Genomic DNA, 16,463 nt, shown 5'->3' with positions numbered 1-16,463 from the left:
TTGTGTCCAGATCCCGATCAATCCAATCGGAATTTCAGCAGCAAGGTGCGCTGGAAGAATTCGTGATTGTCGTCGGAGGCGACCCACAGGATCGTCCGGCCCTGTTCCCGGCTGAGCGCCAGCCCTTCGAAATTGTCGGCCAGCAGCGGTGGCGCTAGCCGTGCCAGCGTCCGGGCGCGCAGTTCCGTATTTGGCGCGGGATTCTCAGGCAGCTCGATCATCGCGATCGTCGCGGTGAACAGGTCCTGCAGGGTCAGGCGCCGGTTCAGCACCAGCAGGTGGCGATCGTCCAGCGCGACCATGTCGGTCGGGCGATAGCCCTGCGGCGCGACATAATGGAGGTGGATCGGATCGGCCGTGTCATGCTCGGCCGGATCGCCCGACCAGAGCAATGTGTCATGATGGCCGTCGGCGGTCATGCCCATCTCGCCGATCGCGATGAAGCGGCCGTCGGGCAGGCGGGTGAAGGATTCGATCGATCCGGTCTTGGGCCAGGCGACGATTTCGGGCCAGGTCCGGCACGCCTCCACCCGCGCGAAGCCGGGCGAATAGCGGCAGATCGCCTGGAGCAGCTCGAACCCGACCCAATAGCGGTCGCTCGCCGGATCATGGGTCATGGATTCCGAATCCCAGGACCACCAGGGCCGGTCCCTGTCCTGCGCCCTTACCGGCAGCGGCGCGATGAAGGGGCGGCGGCTGGCGCGGCCGGGCCCGACATGGAAGCCCATCAGCACGCCGGCATCGCTCAGCGCCAATATCTGGCCCGGTCCGTCGACCAGCAGCGAGGATATGCTGCCAAAGCCCGGATTGTCGCTGCCAAGCTGCCAGCCGCCCAGATAGGTGAGCGTGCCGACCCGGCGGCGATCGGGATCGCTGCTGTCGAGCGGCACCGCCCGCGCCGTCACCAGCAAGGTGCCCGGCCGCACGGCGGCGGGCTTGGTGGACGGCGGGGCAGGCAGCAGCAGGATCGCAAGAGCGAGAACGATCAGGATTCGACGCATCGCGCTCTGCCATAGGGGAAATGTCGGCGGGACGCAGCAGGGGAGTGGCGAAGCGTTGCCAGCTGAACGGTGGCTGTCACCGCCATTCAGGCTCCACTCAACGCGAATCAGTCATAAGGGCGTCAATCCTGGTGATCGGCCCGTCCGGTTCACCGCGGAAATGGCAATCTGAGGAGCAACGCCATGAAGATGAAGTATCTGATCAATCTGGGTGCTGCGCTCGCCATGGGCGCTGCCTCCCTCGCCGTCACCGCGACGCCCGCCATGGCGCGCGATGGCTGGGGCCGCGGCTATGAACGCGGCGACTATTACCGGGGTGATCGCGGCTATCGCGGCGACCGTGGCTATCGCGGTTATCGGGGCGACTATTATCGCGGCGACCGTGGCTATCGCGGCGGTTATCGCGGCAATTATTACCGCAATGATTATCGCGGTTATCGTGGCGGCTATCGCTGCCGGGACAATGGCACGGGCGGCACCATCATCGGTGCGATCGCCGGTGGCCTGCTCGGCAACGAAGTCGGTAAGGGCAGCAGCCGCTATGGTCGTGGCGACGGCACCACGGGCGCCATCATCGGCGCGGGCGTCGGTGCGCTGGCTGGCCGCGCGATCGATCGCAACTGCTGAGCGTCACCCCATCTGGTGACTTTGAAGGGCCGTCCCCGTTAAGGGGGGCGGCCTTTTTGCTATCGGGCGGCGTTGCCCCCGGCCTGTCGCCGGTCGGCGCGGGCAGCCGCGACGGCAGCGGGGTTGAGCCCGGCCTCCTGCGGCGATGCGGCACCGACGCGCGCATCCAGCTGCGCCGCGGCAGCATTGAGCGCGCTGGCTTCGGCCGCGCTGACGCCACCGACGCCATCATCCTGGCCGGAATTGCAGGCGCCAAGCGCCAGCAGGAGCAGCAGGGCAGGTCGCTTGGTCAATTGCCGATCCTTTCGCGCATAAGAAAAGGGCCGCTCCCGTTTCCGGTGCGGCCCTTTCCCAAGAAACTCTTCCCGAAAGGGAAATTACATCGCGTTGGCGACGTTGTTGGTCGCGTTCGAAGCGGCGTTCGCAGCGTTGTCGGCAGCGTTCATCGCGGCGTTCATGGCGTTGTCGGCAGCGTTCGAAGCGTTCTCAGCAGCGTTGGCGGCGTTGTTGGCAGCGTTTTCGGCGGTGTGGCCACCGCAAGCAGCCAGACCCAGCGAAGCGGCGAGAACGAGCGAAAGAGCAATCGACTTGGACATGGGCAAACCCCTCTCAGAGAAAAAAAAGATGCAGACCACTCTCGGAGAAAAGCTCACCCCCCATTGCGCCTGCGCGCTGATTCGTAATGCTTTGGGCGAAGCAAGGCAATCCCATTCCTGAGCGGGAGGGCCTGATAAGGCGCGGTTTTTGTCGGAAGTGCCCGCAATGGACGGCCATTGACGCATATAAAGATTTCTTTATATGATTGCTGCATGAGTGGCGCCCTCGACATTTTCCGGTCTCTTGGAGACCCGACACGGCTGCGCATCGTCCACCTGTTGCGGGCGATGGAACTGGCCGTGGGCGAAGTGGCGCAGGTGGTCGACCAGAGCCAGCCGCGCGTGTCGCGCCATATCCGCATTCTCGTGGAATCCGGCCTGGTCGAACGGCGCAAGGAGGGCAATTGGGTCTTCCTGCGGCTGGGCCAGAAGGCGTCGGTCCAGCCCTTCATCACCTTGTTCGACCAGTTGCAGCCGTCGCCCGCCGAAGCCGCCTGGCAGAGCGCGGATCTCGCGCGCCTTGCCGCCGTGCGGGCCGAGCGGGCGCGCGCCGCCGAAGCCTATTTCGCCGAACATGCCGAGGAATGGGATGCGATCCGTTCGCTTCATGTCGCCGAGGCGGATGTGGAAGCGGCGATGCGCGCGATGCTGGACGGGCAGGCGATCGGCCATCTGCTCGATATCGGCACCGGTACCGGGCGGATGATCGAATTGTTCGGCCCTGCCGCCGATCAGGTGATGGCGCTTGATCGCAGCCCCGATATGTTGCGGCTCGCCCGCGCCAAGCTGCCCGAGGATGCGGGCGACAAATATGCGCTGCTGCTCGGCGATTTTAGCGCGCTGCCGATCGACCCCGCCAGTGTCGACACGGTGCTGCTGCATCAGGTGCTGCATTATGCCCAGGCGCCCGAGCAGGTGATCGCGCAGGCGGCGCAGGTGCTGCGCCCCGGCGGCCGGGTGCTGATCGTCGATTTCGCCGCCCATGAACGCGAGGAGCTGCGCACCCGCGACCAGCATGCGCGGCTGGGCTTTTCCGACATGCAGATCGAAGGCTGGTTCGCGCAGGCGGGCCTGGAACTGGAGCGGGTGGACATGCTGCCCGGCCAGGAACTGACGGTACAATTGTGGCTCGGGCGCCAGCGCGGCGCCGACATCCTGCCCATCGAAGAACGGATTTCCGCATGACCCAGACTGACCGCGCCCGCCATGATGCCGAAGGGCCGCTCTATGCGGATCTGGCCGGCGACCTCAATGTGAGCTTCGAATTCTTCCCGCCCAAAACGGAGAAGATGGAGGAGCAGCTCTGGTCGGCGATCGAGACGCTGACGCCGCTGGCGCCAAAGTTCGTGTCGGTGACCTATGGCGCGGGCGGCTCCACCCGCGAGCGCACCCATAATACGGTCGCCCGCATCGCGAAGGAAACGCCGCTGGCCGCCGCCGCGCACCTGACCTGCGTCGCCGCCAGCAAGGCCGAGATCGACGAAGTGGCCGACGCCTATTGGGAAGCGGGCGTGCGCCATATCGTCGCGCTGCGCGGCGATCCGCCGGAGGCCGGCACGGCCTTCCAGCCGCATCCCGATGGTTATAAAGGCGCGGCCGAACTGGTCGAGGGGCTGCGCAAGCGCCATGATTTCGAGATTTCGGTCGCCGCCTATCCCGAAACCCATCCCGATGCGCTGAGCGCGCAGTGCGACATCGACAATTTGAAGCGCAAGATCGACGCCGGCGCGACCCGTGCGATCACCCAATTCTTCTTCGAGGCGGACACCTTCTTCCGCTTCCGCGACACGGTCGCCGCCGCCGGCATCGATGCGGACGTCATTCCCGGCATCATGCCGGTCAGCAATTTCGCCGCGGTCCAGCGCATGTCGGCGATGTGCAACACCGATGTCCCCGCCTGGATGGGCCGCCTGTTCGACGGGCTGGACCAGCATCCCGCCGCGCGCCAGCTCGTCTCCGCCACGCTGGCGGCCGAACTGTGCCGCAACCTCTATATGGGCGGCGTGCGCGACTTTCATTTCTATACGCTCAACCGGGCGGAACTCAGCTATGCGATCTGCCACCTGCTTGGGCTGCGGCCGCAGGTTGCGGTGGACGCCTGATTTGAAACCATCCCCTCCGTTCGGTTCGAGCTTGTCGAGAACCGTAAGCGCGAGGGTTCTCGACAAGCTCGAACCGAACGGGACGAGGGGATATGACGATGAACGCTGAACAGAAATTGCGCGCCCTGGCGGCGGAAAAGATCCTGATCTTCGACGGTGGCTATGGCACCTCGATCCAGAAGCACGGGCTGACCGAAGCCGATTATCGCGGCGACCTGGACCTGGCCAAGGACCAGAAGGGCAATAACGACCTGCTCTGCCTGACCCGGCCGGACATCGTCGAGGGCATCCATACCGCCTATCTCGACAATGGCGCCGACATGATCGAGACCAACACCTTCTCCTCGACCAAGATCGCCATGGCCGATTATGGCTGCGAGCATCTGGTGTGGGACATCAATGTCGCCGCGGCCAAGATCGCGCGGGCCGCGTGCGAGAAGGCGACGGCGAAGGACGGCAAGCCCCGTTTTGTCTGCGGATCGATCGGCCCGACGAACAAGACGCTCAGCATCTCGCCCGACGTCAACGATCCCGCCTATCGCGAGGTCGATTATGATACGCTCAAGGCCGACTATCGCGAACAGTGCGATGCGCTGATCGCCGGCGGCGTCGACTTCCTGCTGATCGAAACCTGCTTCGATACGCTCAACGCCAAGGCCGCCGGCATGGCCGCGCGCGAGGCGGAGGCAGCGGCAGGCCGTTCGGTGCCGGTGATGCTCAGCTTCACCATCACCGACATGTCGGGCCGCAACCTGTCGGGCCACACGATCAACGCCTTCTGGTATTCGCTGCGCCACCTGAAGCCGCTGACCATCGGCGTGAACTGCGCCTTCGGGGCGGACCTGCTGCGGCCTTATCTCGCCGAACTGTCGAAAAATGCCGACACGCTGATCCTGGCCTATCCCAATGCTGGCCTGCCCAATGAACTGGGGCAATATGACGAGCTGCCGGAAACCACCGCGAAGCTGATCCGTCAGTGGGTGGACGAAGGGCTGGTCAACATGGTCGGCGGCTGCTGCGGCACCACGCCCGCGCATATCGGCGCAGTGGCGAAGGCGCTCGACGGCCACAAGCCGCGCCAGGTGCCGGAATTGACTGTCGTGACGCGCCTCGCGGGCCTCGAACCGATGCATATCGCGGCCTAGTTTCATCCTCCCCTGGAAGGGGAGGTGGCTGGCGAAGCCAGACGGAGGGGTGTCACCCCCTCGATAGCGTGATACCCCTCCACCATGCCTGCGGCATGGTCCCCCTCCCCCTAAGGGGGGAGGATTTTTGGAAGAAACCGATGACCCAGCAATCCACCGCCACCTTCGTCAATATCGGCGAGCGCACCAACGTCACCGGCTCCGCCAAGTTCAAGAAGCTGATCATGGCCGGCGACTATGCCGCGGCGATCGATATCGCCCGCGAGCAGGTCGAAAATGGCGCGCAGATCGTCGACGTGAACATGGACGAAGGCCTGCTCGACGCGGTCGAGGCGATGACCACCTTCCTCAAGCTCATGACCTCGGAACCGGACATCAGCCGCGTGCCGGTGATGATCGACAGTTCCAAATGGGAAGTCATCGAAGCGGGTCTGAAATGCGTTTCCGGCAAGCCGGTGGTCAACTCGATCAGCATGAAGGAAGGTGAAGAGGCCTTTCTGCATCACGCCCGTCTCTGCATGGCCTATGGCGCGGCCGTGGTCGTCATGGCCTTCGACGAGACCGGCCAGGCCGACACCCAGGCCCGCAAGGTCGAGATTTGCGAGCGCGCCTATAAGCTGCTGATGACGATCGGCTTCCCGCCCGAAGACATCATCTTCGATCCCAATATCTTCGCCGTCGCGACGGGAATCGAGGAGCATAACAACTACGGCGTCGACTTCATCGAAGCCTGCCGCGAGATCAAGAAGCGCTGCCCGCACGTCCATATCTCGGGCGGCCTGTCCAACTTCTCCTTCTCCTTCCGCGGCAACGAACCGGTGCGCCGGGCGATGCACTCGGTCTTCCTCTATCACGCCATCCCCGCCGGCCTCGACATGGCGATCGTCAATGCCGGCCAGCTCGACGTCTATGACGCGATCGACCCGGCGCTGCGCCAGGCGTGCGAGGATGTGCTGCTGAACAGCGATCCCGAAGCCGGCGACCGCCTCGTCGCGCTGGCCGAAAGCTTCAAGGGCAAGGATGCGGCATCGGAAAAGGCCGCGCAGGAATGGCGCGGCTGGCCGGTCGCCAAGCGCCTCGAACATGCGCTGGTCAAGGGCATCGACATGTATGTGGTGGAAGACACGGAGGAATGCCGCCTCGCCGCCGAAAAGCCCATTCAGGTGATCGAAGGCCCGCTGATGGACGGCATGAACGTCGTGGGCGACCTGTTCGGCGCCGGCAAGATGTTCCTGCCCCAGGTCGTGAAGTCCGCCCGCGTCATGAAAAAGGCGGTGGCCCATCTGCTGCCTTACATCGAGGCGGCGAAGGAACCCGGCGCCAAGGGCAAGGGCAAGATCATCATGGCGACGGTCAAGGGCGACGTCCATGATATCGGCAAGAATATCGTCGGCGTCGTGCTCCAGTGCAACGGCTTCGAGGTGATCGACATGGGCGTGATGGTGCCCTGGCAGGACATCATCAAGGCCGCGAACGAGAATGACGCCGACATGATCGGCCTGTCCGGCCTCATCACCCCCTCGCTCGACGAGATGGTGACGGTGGCGGCCGAAATGCAGCGCGCCAACATGACCATGCCGCTGCTGATCGGCGGCGCGACCACCTCGCGCGTCCACACCGCGCTGCGCATCGACCCGGCCTTCACCGGCCCGGTCGTCCACGTGCTCGACGCCAGCCGCGCCGTTGGCGTGGCCACCGCCCTGGTGTCCGAAACGCAGAAGGCCGATTTCGTCCAGAAAACCAAGGATGATTATGAGCATGTTCGCGTCGCCCGCGCGAACAAGGGGCAGAGCCAACTCCTGTCGCTCGAGGACGCCCGCGCCAACGCCTTCGAGATGGACGAGAGCCTCAAGGCGCCGCGCCCGCTTCTGCCCGGCACCCATCGCTTCCCCGACTGGGACTTGAAGGATCTGGTCAACTATGTCGACTGGACGCCCTTCTTCCGCGCCTGGGAACTGGCCGGCAATTATCCCGCCATCCTGGAGGACGAGATTGTCGGCGAAAGCGCCCGCAGCCTGTTCGCCGATGCGCAGAAGATGCTGGGCAAGATCATCGACGAGAAATGGCTGACCGCGCGCGGCGTCGCGGGCCTGTGGCCCTGCCGTCGTCAGGGCGACGACATCATCGTCCATGTCGAGGACGAGAAGCACTATACCCTGCCGATGCTGCGCCAGCAGATCGCCAAGCGCGAAGGCCGGGCGAACATGTGCCTCGCCGACTTCATCAGCCATGATGGCGACTGGATGGGCGGCTTTGCCGTGTCGATCCACGGCATCGAGCCGCACCTCGCCCGCTTCAAGAATGCGATCGACGATTATTCGGATATTCTGCTGAAGGCCTTGGCCGATCGTCTGGCCGAAGCCTTCGCCGAGCGCCTCCACCATTATGTCCGCACCGCGCTGTGGGGCTATGCCGAGGGCGAGCAGCTGACCAACGAGGCGCTGATCAAGGAAGAATATCGCGGCATCCGCCCGGCGCCCGGCTATCCGGCCTGCCCGGAACATAGCCTGAAGCCGATCCTGTTCGAGATGCTGGACGCCCATCACGCGACCGGCGCGACGCTCACCGAAAGCTTCGCCATGCTGCCGACGGCCGCGGTCAGCGGTTTCTATTTCGGTCACCAGCAGGCCGAATATTTCGGCGTCGCCCGCGTCGGCCGCGACCAGCTGGAAGATTATGCCCAGCGCCGCGGCATCGACCTGGAAACCGCCGAACGCTATCTGCGCCCGAACCTGGACTGATGCCCGGCGCCTCCCTCCATCGGGGGGAGGTTGCCTGCTACCCCATGCCCGGCGGTGCCATGCGTGCCTCCGGGTAATTGCGGTCTTGCGCGCGGGCGGCGGTCGGTGGCTAAGTGCCGCGGACGACAGGCATGGGGGCAGGATGGCACGGCATCTCGACGAGCGGACGTTGCGGGTGGTCGGCTGGATCGCGACCGTCACCGCCATCCTCATGTATGGTTCCTATCTGGACCAGATCCGGATGAACCTGGCCGGAGACAAGGGCTCGGTGATCCAGCCGCTGGCGACCGTGCTCAATACCTGCCTGTGGGCGGCCTATGGCTGGCTGCACAAGGACAAGGACTGGCCGATCATCGTCGCCAATGTGCCCGGCATCATCCTGGGTGCGACCTGCCTCTACACCGCGCTTTAGGGCTGATCTTTACCGCGGCTTGCCTGAAACTAAGTCGCAATTGCATTCATGTTGCAGATGCGTAATAGGCTGGGCTTTCGGATGACAGCCAACGGAGCCCCGGTGACCAAGCGCATATTGTTCCAGATCCACTGGTTCCTGGGGATCACCGCCGGCCTGGTGCTGGCGCTGATGGGCGTGACCGGCGCGACCATGAGCTTTGAAGACGAGATCAGCGAGGCGCTGTCGCCGCGCCTCTATGCGCCCGGCGTGCCTTCCAAACCCGACCTGTCGCCGGACCAGTTGATCGCCAGGGTGCAGGCCGACAATCCGGGCTATTATATCGCGCGGCTGGACTGGGAAATGGCGCGCGACCGGTCGCACAGCGTGCGCCTGTCGTCGAGCGAAGGGCGCGGCCGCAAGCAGGGGCAGGTCGATCGGGCCACCGGCGCCTGGCTCGGCGCGCCGGCGGGCGAAGGCTTTTTCCATCTGATGGACGATCTGCATCGCTGGCTGGCGCTGCCGGGCGGCGGCAATGGCATCGGTCGGCAGATCACTGCCTTCAGCGCGATTGCGCTGATCTTCTTCGCTTTGTCCGGCCTTTATCTGCGCTGGCCGCGGCAGGCGCTGGACTGGCGCGCCTGGCTGGTGCTGGACCTGCGCAAGACCGGGCGCAACCTGTGGCGCGCGCTGCATGTCGTGATCGGCACCTGGGTGTTGCTCTTCTATCTGCTGAGCGCGCTCACCGGCCTGTGGTGGAGCTATGACTGGTATCGGCAGGGGGTGATCTACAGCCTGACCGGCAAGGCGCCGGGCGAGGAAGGGCGGCGGACGGAGAAGCGCGACGGGATCGCGCCGCGGCCGTCGATCGACCCGGCCTGGACCGCCTTCCGCCGCGCCACCGGCAATGACTATATCTGGGTGCGCATCACCCAGCCGGCGCCGTCGCAACCGATGAAGACGATCAGCTTCGACGCCCGGCCCGAAGGCGCGCGCCATCTGCGCCAGACCGACAAATATAGCTATGATCCGGCCAGCTATGCGCTCGAGAAGCGCGATCTCTATGATCGCCGGCCGCTGGGCGTGATCATCACCCAGAGCGTCTATGAACTGCATCGCGGCGCCTTTTTCGGGCTGCCCGGCCGCATCATCATGATGCTGACCAGCCTCACCATGCCGCTGTTCACGGTGACCGGCTTCCTGCTCTATCTCTCGCGCCGCAAGCGCAAGCAGGCGGCGCGGGCGCTGGCCGGCGATGTCGCGGCGGTTGCGGGCGGCGACATGGGCGGCGGCGACCTGCTGATCGCCTATGCCAGCCAGACCGGGACGGCCGAGATTCGTGCGCGCAATGCGGCGCAGGCGCTGGCCCATGGCGGGGTGCGGGCACAGGTGGTGCCGGTCGGCCGGCTGACCCGCGACATGCTGGCGGGGGTGCAGCGCATCCTGTTCGTCGTTTCGACCTATGGCGAGGGTGAGCCGCCGGACATGGCGCGCGGCTTCGCCAGCCGGTTGCTGCGCGGCGGGGCGATCGATCTTGGCCATCTCCATTATGGCGTGCTGGCGATCGGCGACCGGGAATATCCCGATTTCTGTGCCTTCGGCATCGCGGTCGATGGCTGGATGGCGGGGGCCGGCGCGCAGCCGCTCTTCCCGCTGATCGCCATGGGGCATGACGATGAAGCGGCGGAGCGGGCCTGGCATGATGCGCTGCATGATCTGGGCGCGGGTGAGGGCGATCGGGGCCAGACGGTGATCCCGTTCACGCCGTGGCGTCTGGTGGCGCGCCATGCGCTCAATCCCGACAGCCCGGCGCTCACCGCCTATCATCTGCAGTTCGAGCCGGTCGGCACGGACGTGCCCGAATGGCAGGCGGGCGATATCGTCGAACTCCACCCCTGCAACGCGCCCGAGGCGGTCGAGGCGCTGCTGGCCAGCCAGGCGCCCGAGGGCGACCTGTTCGCGGTGCCCGCGGCGTTGCGGGCGGAACTGGCACGCGCGATGCTGCCCGACGCCGGAACCCCGCTCACCATGGCGGCGGCGCGCGCGCTGCGCCCGCTGCCGGCGCGCGAATATTCGGCGGCGTCGATCATGGCCGATGGCGTGCTGGACCTGGTGGTGCGGCAGGTGCGCGATGATGACGGGCGGCTGGGCATCGGCTCGGGCTGGCTGACCGCGCATATGGCGCCGGGCGAGACGACGATGATGCGGGTGCGACCCAATCCGGGCTTCCGCACCGATCCGGCGGCGCGCGGCGCGATGATCCTGATCGGCAATGGCACCGGCATCGCGGGGCTGCGTGCCCATCTGCGCGCTGCCGCCCATGACGGGATGGGCGGCCACTGGCTGCTGTTCGGCGAGCGCAGCCGGGCGCATGAGCGCTATTTCGATGCGGAACTGTCGGCCTGGCTGGCGGACGGCACGCTGGCACGGCTGGACCGCAGCTTCTCGCGCGATGCGGATTGCGGCCGTTATGTCCAGCATCTGCTGGCGGACGCCGGCGCGGAACTGCGCGAGCGGATCGGCCAGGGCGCGACCATCCTGGTCTGCGGCAGCCTGGAAGGCATGGCGCAGAGCGTCCATGAGGCGCTGATCGCGATCCTGGGCGAGGCGACGCTCAACGATCTGGCCGAGGCCGGCCGCTACAAGCGCGACGTTTATTAAGGGCGGATTGGAAGCGACCAGAAGCTGCCATTGTCACCCCGGCCTTGAGCCGGGGTCCCGCTTCTTTATCTGTTGCATAGAAAAGTGGGATGCCGGGTCAAGCCCGGCATGACGGATGTGGGTAGGGCGGCTAACGACCAAGAGCGGCGGTAAATTCCTCCCCTGCAAGGGGAGGGGGACCACGAAGTGGTGGAGGGGTGTCACGCTATCGAGAGGGGGATACTCCTTCGTCTGGCCTTCGGCCAGCCACCTCCCCTTGCAGGGGAGAATAGTCTGAAAACGACCAGAAGCGGACGTTCCCTACTCCCCTCCCTTCCAGGGAGGGGCTATGTCTTGTTCCCACCCAAATCCGCCCTCTGGGGCGCCACCTTGCCTGAAGTCGGCCTCAGTCGGCCAGCATGGCGACGAGGGAGGGGGTCATATATTCCTGGCCGCCGGTTTCGGTGCGCAGGATGAGGCGGGCGGCGAGGTTGTGGCGGGTGGCGAGGGCCATGCCGCGATCGGCGCCCAGCACGGTGATCGCGGTCGCCCAGGCGTCGGCCAGCATGGCCGAGGCATGGAGCACGGTGACGGCGGCGACGCCCTCTGCAATGGGGGCACCGGTCGCAGGATCGATGCTGTGCGACAGGCGGCGATCGCCCTCCATCCGGTAGCGGCGATAATCGCCCGAACTGGCCATGGAAAGGCCGCAGAGCGCGACCCGCAGCGTCGGGAGGTCGAGACCCGGCGGGACTTCGGCATCGACCCACCAGGGCTGGATATCGGGCTTCACCCCTTCGCCGCGCAGTTCGCCGCCAATTTCCACGAGGAAGTTGGGGAGGCCGAGGTTGCGCAGGCAGGCCGCGACCGCATCGACGGCATAGCCCTTGGCAATGCCGGAAAAATCGAGCGCGACGTCGGCGGTGCGCCGGGCGCGGTCGCCATTGAGTTCGATGCAGGTCCAGGGCGCGACCGAGGCGGTGGCGCTGCCGCCGGCGAGGGCCGGGCCGAAGCCCCAGCGCGCGACGATGCCGCCGATCGCCGGGTCGAAGGCGCCGTGCGACAGACGAGCCATGGACAGGCCCGCGCGCAGCACGCCCATCATCGCGGGCGGCAGGCGGGTCCATTGGCCGATCGGGCTGCGGTTGAAGCGGCTGATGTCGGAGCCGGCTTCCCAATTGCTCATCTCGCCGATCACGGCGGCCAGCACGGCCTCGATATGGGCCTGGCAGTCGGCGGGCGGATCGACGATGCGGGCGGACCATGTGGTGCCCATGGTCGGTCCGCCCAAAGTGACGACAGCGCCCTGACGCTGGCGCCCGGCAAATTGCTCGGGCGCCAGGTCGGGCGCTATCGCGATCCGGACTGGATTGCCGGCGGGCCGGATCAGGGCGCCAGCACTTCCAGCGTGGTGATGTAGGAGGCGCGCTTCTGCGGCGGGCCGGCCGGCGGTGCGGGCGGTGCGCCCTCCGGCTTGCCGCCCTGCGCGCCCGGACCACCGGGGCCGCCGGGGCCACCTTCGCGGCCGCCGCCGGTGCTGGCGTTCAGCCAGTACATGCCGGGGGCGCCCCATTTGACGGCCAGCTTGCCATCCTTGTCGGTGACGAGGTCCATCTGGCCCAGCGCATCGCGATAGCGGATGCCGCCGGGAATGACGGTGACCTTGAGGTCGGCGGCGGGCGTGCCGTCGAGCAGGAACTGGAAGGTCGCGGTCTCGCCCGACACCAGGTCATTGGGATGGGTCACCGGGACCAGTTCGATGCCGGTGCCGGTCGGCTTGAAGATGGTGGTGGTCGGCGCGCCCAAGGTCACGAAGATCTCGTTGCGGTTGCTCGCCTCGGCGGTCTGGACATTGGTGGCGCCGGCGGGGATCGCCTGCGCCAGATTGGCCTTGGTGGTGCCGCGCGGCAGGCGCTCCTGCTTGCCGTTCAGGGTGTAGCTGCCCATCACCATGGTCGAGACATTGGCGATGCGATAGGTGCCGGGCTTGGTCAGATGCACGTCAAAGGTCGAGCGATATTTGCCGGTGGCGGCATTTTCGATCTTGCCGGTGGTGCCGTCCGGTTCGGTCACGGCGATGCCGTCGGTGCGCATCGGGAAATGTTCGAAATAGAAGAGGTCGTTGGAGACCGCCGCGTCGACCGTCACCCAGCTGTCGGTGCCCGACAGGGTGGTGGAGGAGGGCAGCATCCACTGGCGGTGGGCCTGGGCCGCGCCGGAGAGCATCAGGGCGGCAAGCGCGCCCGCGATCAGATATTTGGCTTTCATGGTCTTTGTCCCCTGTTACTTGCCGAAGCTGACGCTGACGGCGCCGAGTTCGCTGCTGCCCTGTGCCTTGGCGGCGACGCCGGGCTTGGCCGGCCAGGTGAAGGGCAGGCGGACCAGTTCGCGGCCGCCGACTTCACGGGCGGCTTCCACCACCAGCGTATATTTGCCCGGACCCAGGGCGCCGAGCGGCCCCTTGCCGGCGGTGAAGGCGATCTTCTGGTCGCCCGGCGCGCGGGTCGCGCCCGATACGCCATCGGCCGGGAAGCTCATCGTGCGGCCGGACACGCGCCACCACTGGCGGATGTCGCGCAGCCATTTGGTGCCTTCGCCCTTGGCCTTGTCGACATCATACCAGACCGCGAGCGTGCGGGGGGCGGCGCCCTCCTTCTCCAGCCAGATGGCGACATAGGGGCGGTGATATTCGGCGACCGACAGGCGCGGGATATTGACCGTGACGGTCATGGTCTGCGCGGCGGCCGGTGCGGCCAGCGCACCGGTGGCGCCAAGCGCGGCACCGCCGGACAGGATGAGCTTGGGACTGATCTGCATGGAAAGATGGACCCCCGTTAGTGGATGAAGAGGATGGCGAGCAGCGCCGGCAGCGCAAGCCCGATCGCGACCAGCGGCCAGGTGCTCGGCCGCTTGGCGGCGTGCAACTGGAGCAGCAGCAGGCCGGTCAGCGCGAACAGGAAGCAGGCGACGGCGAAGATATCGATGAACCATTTCCATACGGTGCCGGCATTGCGGCCCTTGTGCAGGTCGTTGAGGTAGCTGACCCAGCCGCGGCTGGTCGCTTCGCTGGTGACCTTGCCATCATGCCGGTCGATCGACACCCAGCCATCGCCGCCGGGACGCGGCAGGGCTAGATAGACTTCGTCCGCCGACCATTCCGCCTCGCCCGCGCCGCTCTGGCCGATTTCCTTTTCGACCCATTGGGCGATCGGGGCGGGCAGGGGTTTCTTGGCATCGGGCGCGTCATCGGCCGCGACCAGCTTCAGCAGTGGGGCGGGCAGGGTGGCGCTCTTCTCGACGGTCTGGGGCGAACCCTCGACATCGGCGGCGTGGTTGAGGGTGATGCCGGTGAAGGCGAAGAGCAGCAGGCCGATCAGGCTGATCGCCGAACTCACCCAATGCCAGGTATGCAGCTGCTTCAGCCAGAATGCCTTGGCGCTCTTCTTTTTCTTGGGCTGGGCGCGGGCGGGAGCGTGCATCGAGGGAAGGGCGAGTCCTGTAGGAAATGAGGTGGCCCGAATAACGCGAACGACTCGCAATTGCAAACCGCTCGCAACAGGAAAAATGTATCAAAATGTAAGCGGTCGGGAACCAAAGCGCCGCACGCGCGTCTCCGCCTGCCGCCTCCTGCTTGACCACCATACTTGACGGGTGCGGCACGCCCCCCTAGCGAAATCAGCTTGGACAGCGATGTCGCGGGGATGCGATGTCTGTTTATCGGCCCTTATCCAGGCCGTTGCTGGCCGTTGGGCCCGTCGTCCAGACGGGGCCGTGACAAGGGACGATTTATGCTGCTTTCGGTTGCCGCCACTGGAATGATGCTGATGGCGGGACAGGGGGAGGTCGTGGACAGCGGCGCTCCGGTGGTGCCGGCTGCGGCCGTGGCACCTGCGCCGGCGGAAACGCCCCAGACTGGTCCTGCCGATCCGCTCCAGCCCGCACCGGCGCCGGCACAGGCGCCGTCACCTGACAGTCCCTATCCGCCGCCGGTCGTGCTGCCGACGCTGAGCCCGATTGCGGAGCAGCCCAAGGAAGAGGTTCCGGTCGATCCCAATGCGATCGTCGTGACCGGCGATACCGGGCTGCGCAAGCGCGATCCCTTCGCCGCGATCAACGAACAGTCTTTCGAAGCGGTCCAGGCCGTCGACAAGGCGCTGATCGAGCCGGTGGCCAAGGCCTATAACAAGGGTCTGCCGCGTCCGGTGCGCAAGGGGCTGCGCAACTTCTTCTCGAACCTGGGCGAGCCGGTCGTGTTCGCGGCCTATATGCTGCAGTTCAAGCCGGGCAAGGCGTTCGAGACGGCCGGCCGCTTCGCGATCAACACGACGCTGGGCTTTGTCGGCCTGTTCGACGTTGCCAAGCGCAAGCCGTTCAACCTGCCCTATCGCCCCAATGGCCTCGCGAACACGCTGGGCTTCTATGGCGTGGGGCCGGGGCCGTACATGTATCTGCCGCTGGTCGGCCCGACGACGCTGCGCGACATCATCGGCGACACGGTCGACAAGATGATCCTGCCCTTCGCGGTCGGCAAGCCCTTCAACCAGCCCACGGTCGTTATCCCGATGGCGGTGCTGGACCAGTTGGGCGAGCGCGCGGCGTTCGATGAGCGCATCCAGGCGATCCGTTCCGACGACAACCCCTATGGCAGCTATCGCGACCTCTATCTCAACCAGCGCAAGGCGGAAATCGAGGCACTGCACGGTCGCTACACGCCGGGCGTGACACCGGTCTATGGTCCGGGGCTGCGCGTGCCGGGCAAGGACAAGCCGGCAGCCGACGCGCCGGCCGCTGTGGCGCCGGTTGCTGCGGAGCCAACGCCGGCGCCTGCTGCTGCGCCGGCACCCGAACCGGCCCCCGCACCGGCGCCCAAGCCGCTGATGGTGCAGCCGCTGCCCGCCGACCCGCGCTGATCGCATCGAAGGTACAGGAAAGAAAAAGGCGCCCGATCAACGGATCGGGCGCCTTTTTTCTGGGATGCTGAAACCCCTTCCCGCTGACGGGAAGGGGCGATGGCCTCAGCGGCCGAGCAGGCCGCGGGCCTGACCGGCGATTTCCGCCAGCATCGCGACATTGGGCGAGGCCGCTGCCTTGGCGCGCTGCACCAGGGCGCGGAACTGCTGGATGCGCGCACCGCGCTCGATCAGCCATTTCTCGACATGGTCCGACACGTCCTTGCCCTTGCCCTGGGCCAGGAAGTCGAGCCGCACCTGCTGCATGTCG

16 protein-coding genes are annotated in these 16,463 nt (G+C 66.2%); 8 read left to right on the top strand and 8 right to left on the bottom strand.

Annotation, left to right across the window (positions count from 1 at the left end):
- Nucleotides 1–17 precede the first annotated feature (17 nt).
- On the bottom strand, nt 18–1,001 hold the full coding sequence (locus AC13EK_RS18375; RefSeq protein WP_069336680.1) for an esterase-like activity of phytase family protein: 984 nt from the start codon (nt 999–1,001) through the stop codon (nt 18–20).
- Between the two features lie 183 nt (nt 1,002–1,184).
- Here AC13EK_RS18375 and AC13EK_RS18370 point away from each other — a divergent pair, with 183 nt between their 5' ends.
- Nucleotides 1,185–1,628 carry a glycine zipper 2TM domain-containing protein gene (locus tag AC13EK_RS18370; protein WP_004210486.1) on the top strand — a complete coding sequence of 148 codons (444 nt, stop codon included), beginning with the start codon at nt 1,185–1,187 and terminating at the stop codon, nt 1,626–1,628.
- 59 nt (nt 1,629–1,687) lie between these two features.
- On the opposite strand, the gene AC13EK_RS18365 is transcribed toward AC13EK_RS18370, so the two are convergent.
- Entirely contained in the window at nt 1,688–1,921 is a 234-nt protein-coding gene (locus tag AC13EK_RS18365; RefSeq protein WP_069336679.1) for a hypothetical protein, read from the bottom strand.
- 84 nt (nt 1,922–2,005) lie between these two features.
- Complete coding sequence (locus AC13EK_RS18360) at nt 2,006–2,224, bottom strand: hypothetical protein (protein WP_004210488.1); 219 nt, start codon at nt 2,222–2,224, stop codon at nt 2,006–2,008.
- A 213-nt stretch (nt 2,225–2,437) separates the two neighbouring features.
- On the opposite strand from AC13EK_RS18360, the gene AC13EK_RS18355 reads away from it, so the two are divergent.
- The 6 genes from AC13EK_RS18355 (at nt 2,438) to AC13EK_RS18330 (ending at nt 11,264) form a co-directional block, all read left to right on the top strand.
- Nucleotides 2,438–3,409, top strand: a complete 972-nt coding sequence (locus AC13EK_RS18355; protein ID WP_069336678.1) for an ArsR/SmtB family transcription factor — start codon at nt 2,438–2,440, stop codon at nt 3,407–3,409.
- Nucleotides 3,406–4,326, top strand: a complete 921-nt coding sequence (gene metF, locus AC13EK_RS18350) for a methylenetetrahydrofolate reductase (protein WP_069336677.1) — start codon at nt 3,406–3,408, stop codon at nt 4,324–4,326. The genes AC13EK_RS18355 and metF overlap by 4 nt, the downstream gene beginning before the upstream one ends.
- Nucleotides 4,327–4,424: 98 nt before the next feature.
- Complete coding sequence (locus tag AC13EK_RS18345; protein WP_069336676.1) at nt 4,425–5,471, top strand: homocysteine S-methyltransferase family protein; 1,047 nt, start codon at nt 4,425–4,427, stop codon at nt 5,469–5,471.
- Nucleotides 5,472–5,611: 140 nt separating this feature from the next.
- Nucleotides 5,612–8,212: a methionine synthase gene (gene metH, locus AC13EK_RS18340; protein ID WP_069336674.1), complete on the top strand. Its 2,601-nt coding sequence runs from the start codon at nt 5,612–5,614 to the stop codon at nt 8,210–8,212.
- Between the two features lie 142 nt (nt 8,213–8,354).
- The gene (locus AC13EK_RS18335; RefSeq protein WP_004210495.1) at nt 8,355–8,624 is read left to right on the top strand and encodes a SemiSWEET family transporter; all 270 of its coding nucleotides are present in this window, start codon (nt 8,355–8,357) and stop codon (nt 8,622–8,624) included.
- 81 nt (nt 8,625–8,705) lie between these two features.
- The gene (locus AC13EK_RS18330) at nt 8,706–11,264 is read left to right on the top strand and encodes a PepSY domain-containing protein (protein ID WP_483022318.1); all 2,559 of its coding nucleotides are present in this window, start codon (nt 8,706–8,708) and stop codon (nt 11,262–11,264) included.
- Between the two features lie 385 nt (nt 11,265–11,649).
- Here the strand turns inward: AC13EK_RS18330 and AC13EK_RS18325 are convergent, their stop codons facing one another.
- The 4 genes from AC13EK_RS18325 to AC13EK_RS18310 form a co-directional block, all read right to left on the bottom strand.
- Nucleotides 11,650–12,519 carry an FAD:protein FMN transferase gene (locus AC13EK_RS18325; protein WP_069336673.1) on the bottom strand — a complete coding sequence of 290 codons (870 nt, stop codon included), beginning with the start codon at nt 12,517–12,519 and terminating at the stop codon, nt 11,650–11,652.
- Nucleotides 12,520–12,629: 110 nt separating this feature from the next.
- Nucleotides 12,630–13,511 carry a DUF4198 domain-containing protein gene (locus tag AC13EK_RS18320; protein WP_069336672.1) on the bottom strand — a complete coding sequence of 294 codons (882 nt, stop codon included), beginning with the start codon at nt 13,509–13,511 and terminating at the stop codon, nt 12,630–12,632.
- Between the two features lie 15 nt (nt 13,512–13,526).
- Nucleotides 13,527–14,060, bottom strand: a complete 534-nt coding sequence (locus tag AC13EK_RS18315) for a DUF2271 domain-containing protein (protein WP_069336671.1) — start codon at nt 14,058–14,060, stop codon at nt 13,527–13,529.
- A 17-nt stretch (nt 14,061–14,077) separates the two neighbouring features.
- A complete protein-coding gene (locus AC13EK_RS18310; protein WP_004210504.1) occupies nt 14,078–14,722 on the bottom strand; it encodes a PepSY-associated TM helix domain-containing protein in 645 nt (214 codons plus the stop codon).
- 309 nt (nt 14,723–15,031) lie between these two features.
- Here AC13EK_RS18310 and AC13EK_RS18305 point away from each other — a divergent pair, with 309 nt between their 5' ends.
- Nucleotides 15,032–16,153: an MlaA family lipoprotein gene (locus tag AC13EK_RS18305; RefSeq protein WP_069336670.1), complete on the top strand. Its 1,122-nt coding sequence runs from the start codon at nt 15,032–15,034 to the stop codon at nt 16,151–16,153.
- Nucleotides 16,154–16,258: 105 nt separating this feature from the next.
- Here AC13EK_RS18305 and AC13EK_RS18300 read toward each other — a convergent pair.
- Nucleotides 16,259–16,463, bottom strand: a 205-nt coding sequence (locus AC13EK_RS18300) for a hypothetical protein (protein WP_483021965.1), incomplete at its 5' end; no start/stop codon positions are given.

Source organism: Sphingobium sp. L-44, from assembly GCF_056859495.1.
This window is presented reverse-complemented; position numbering and strand designations above follow the sequence as displayed.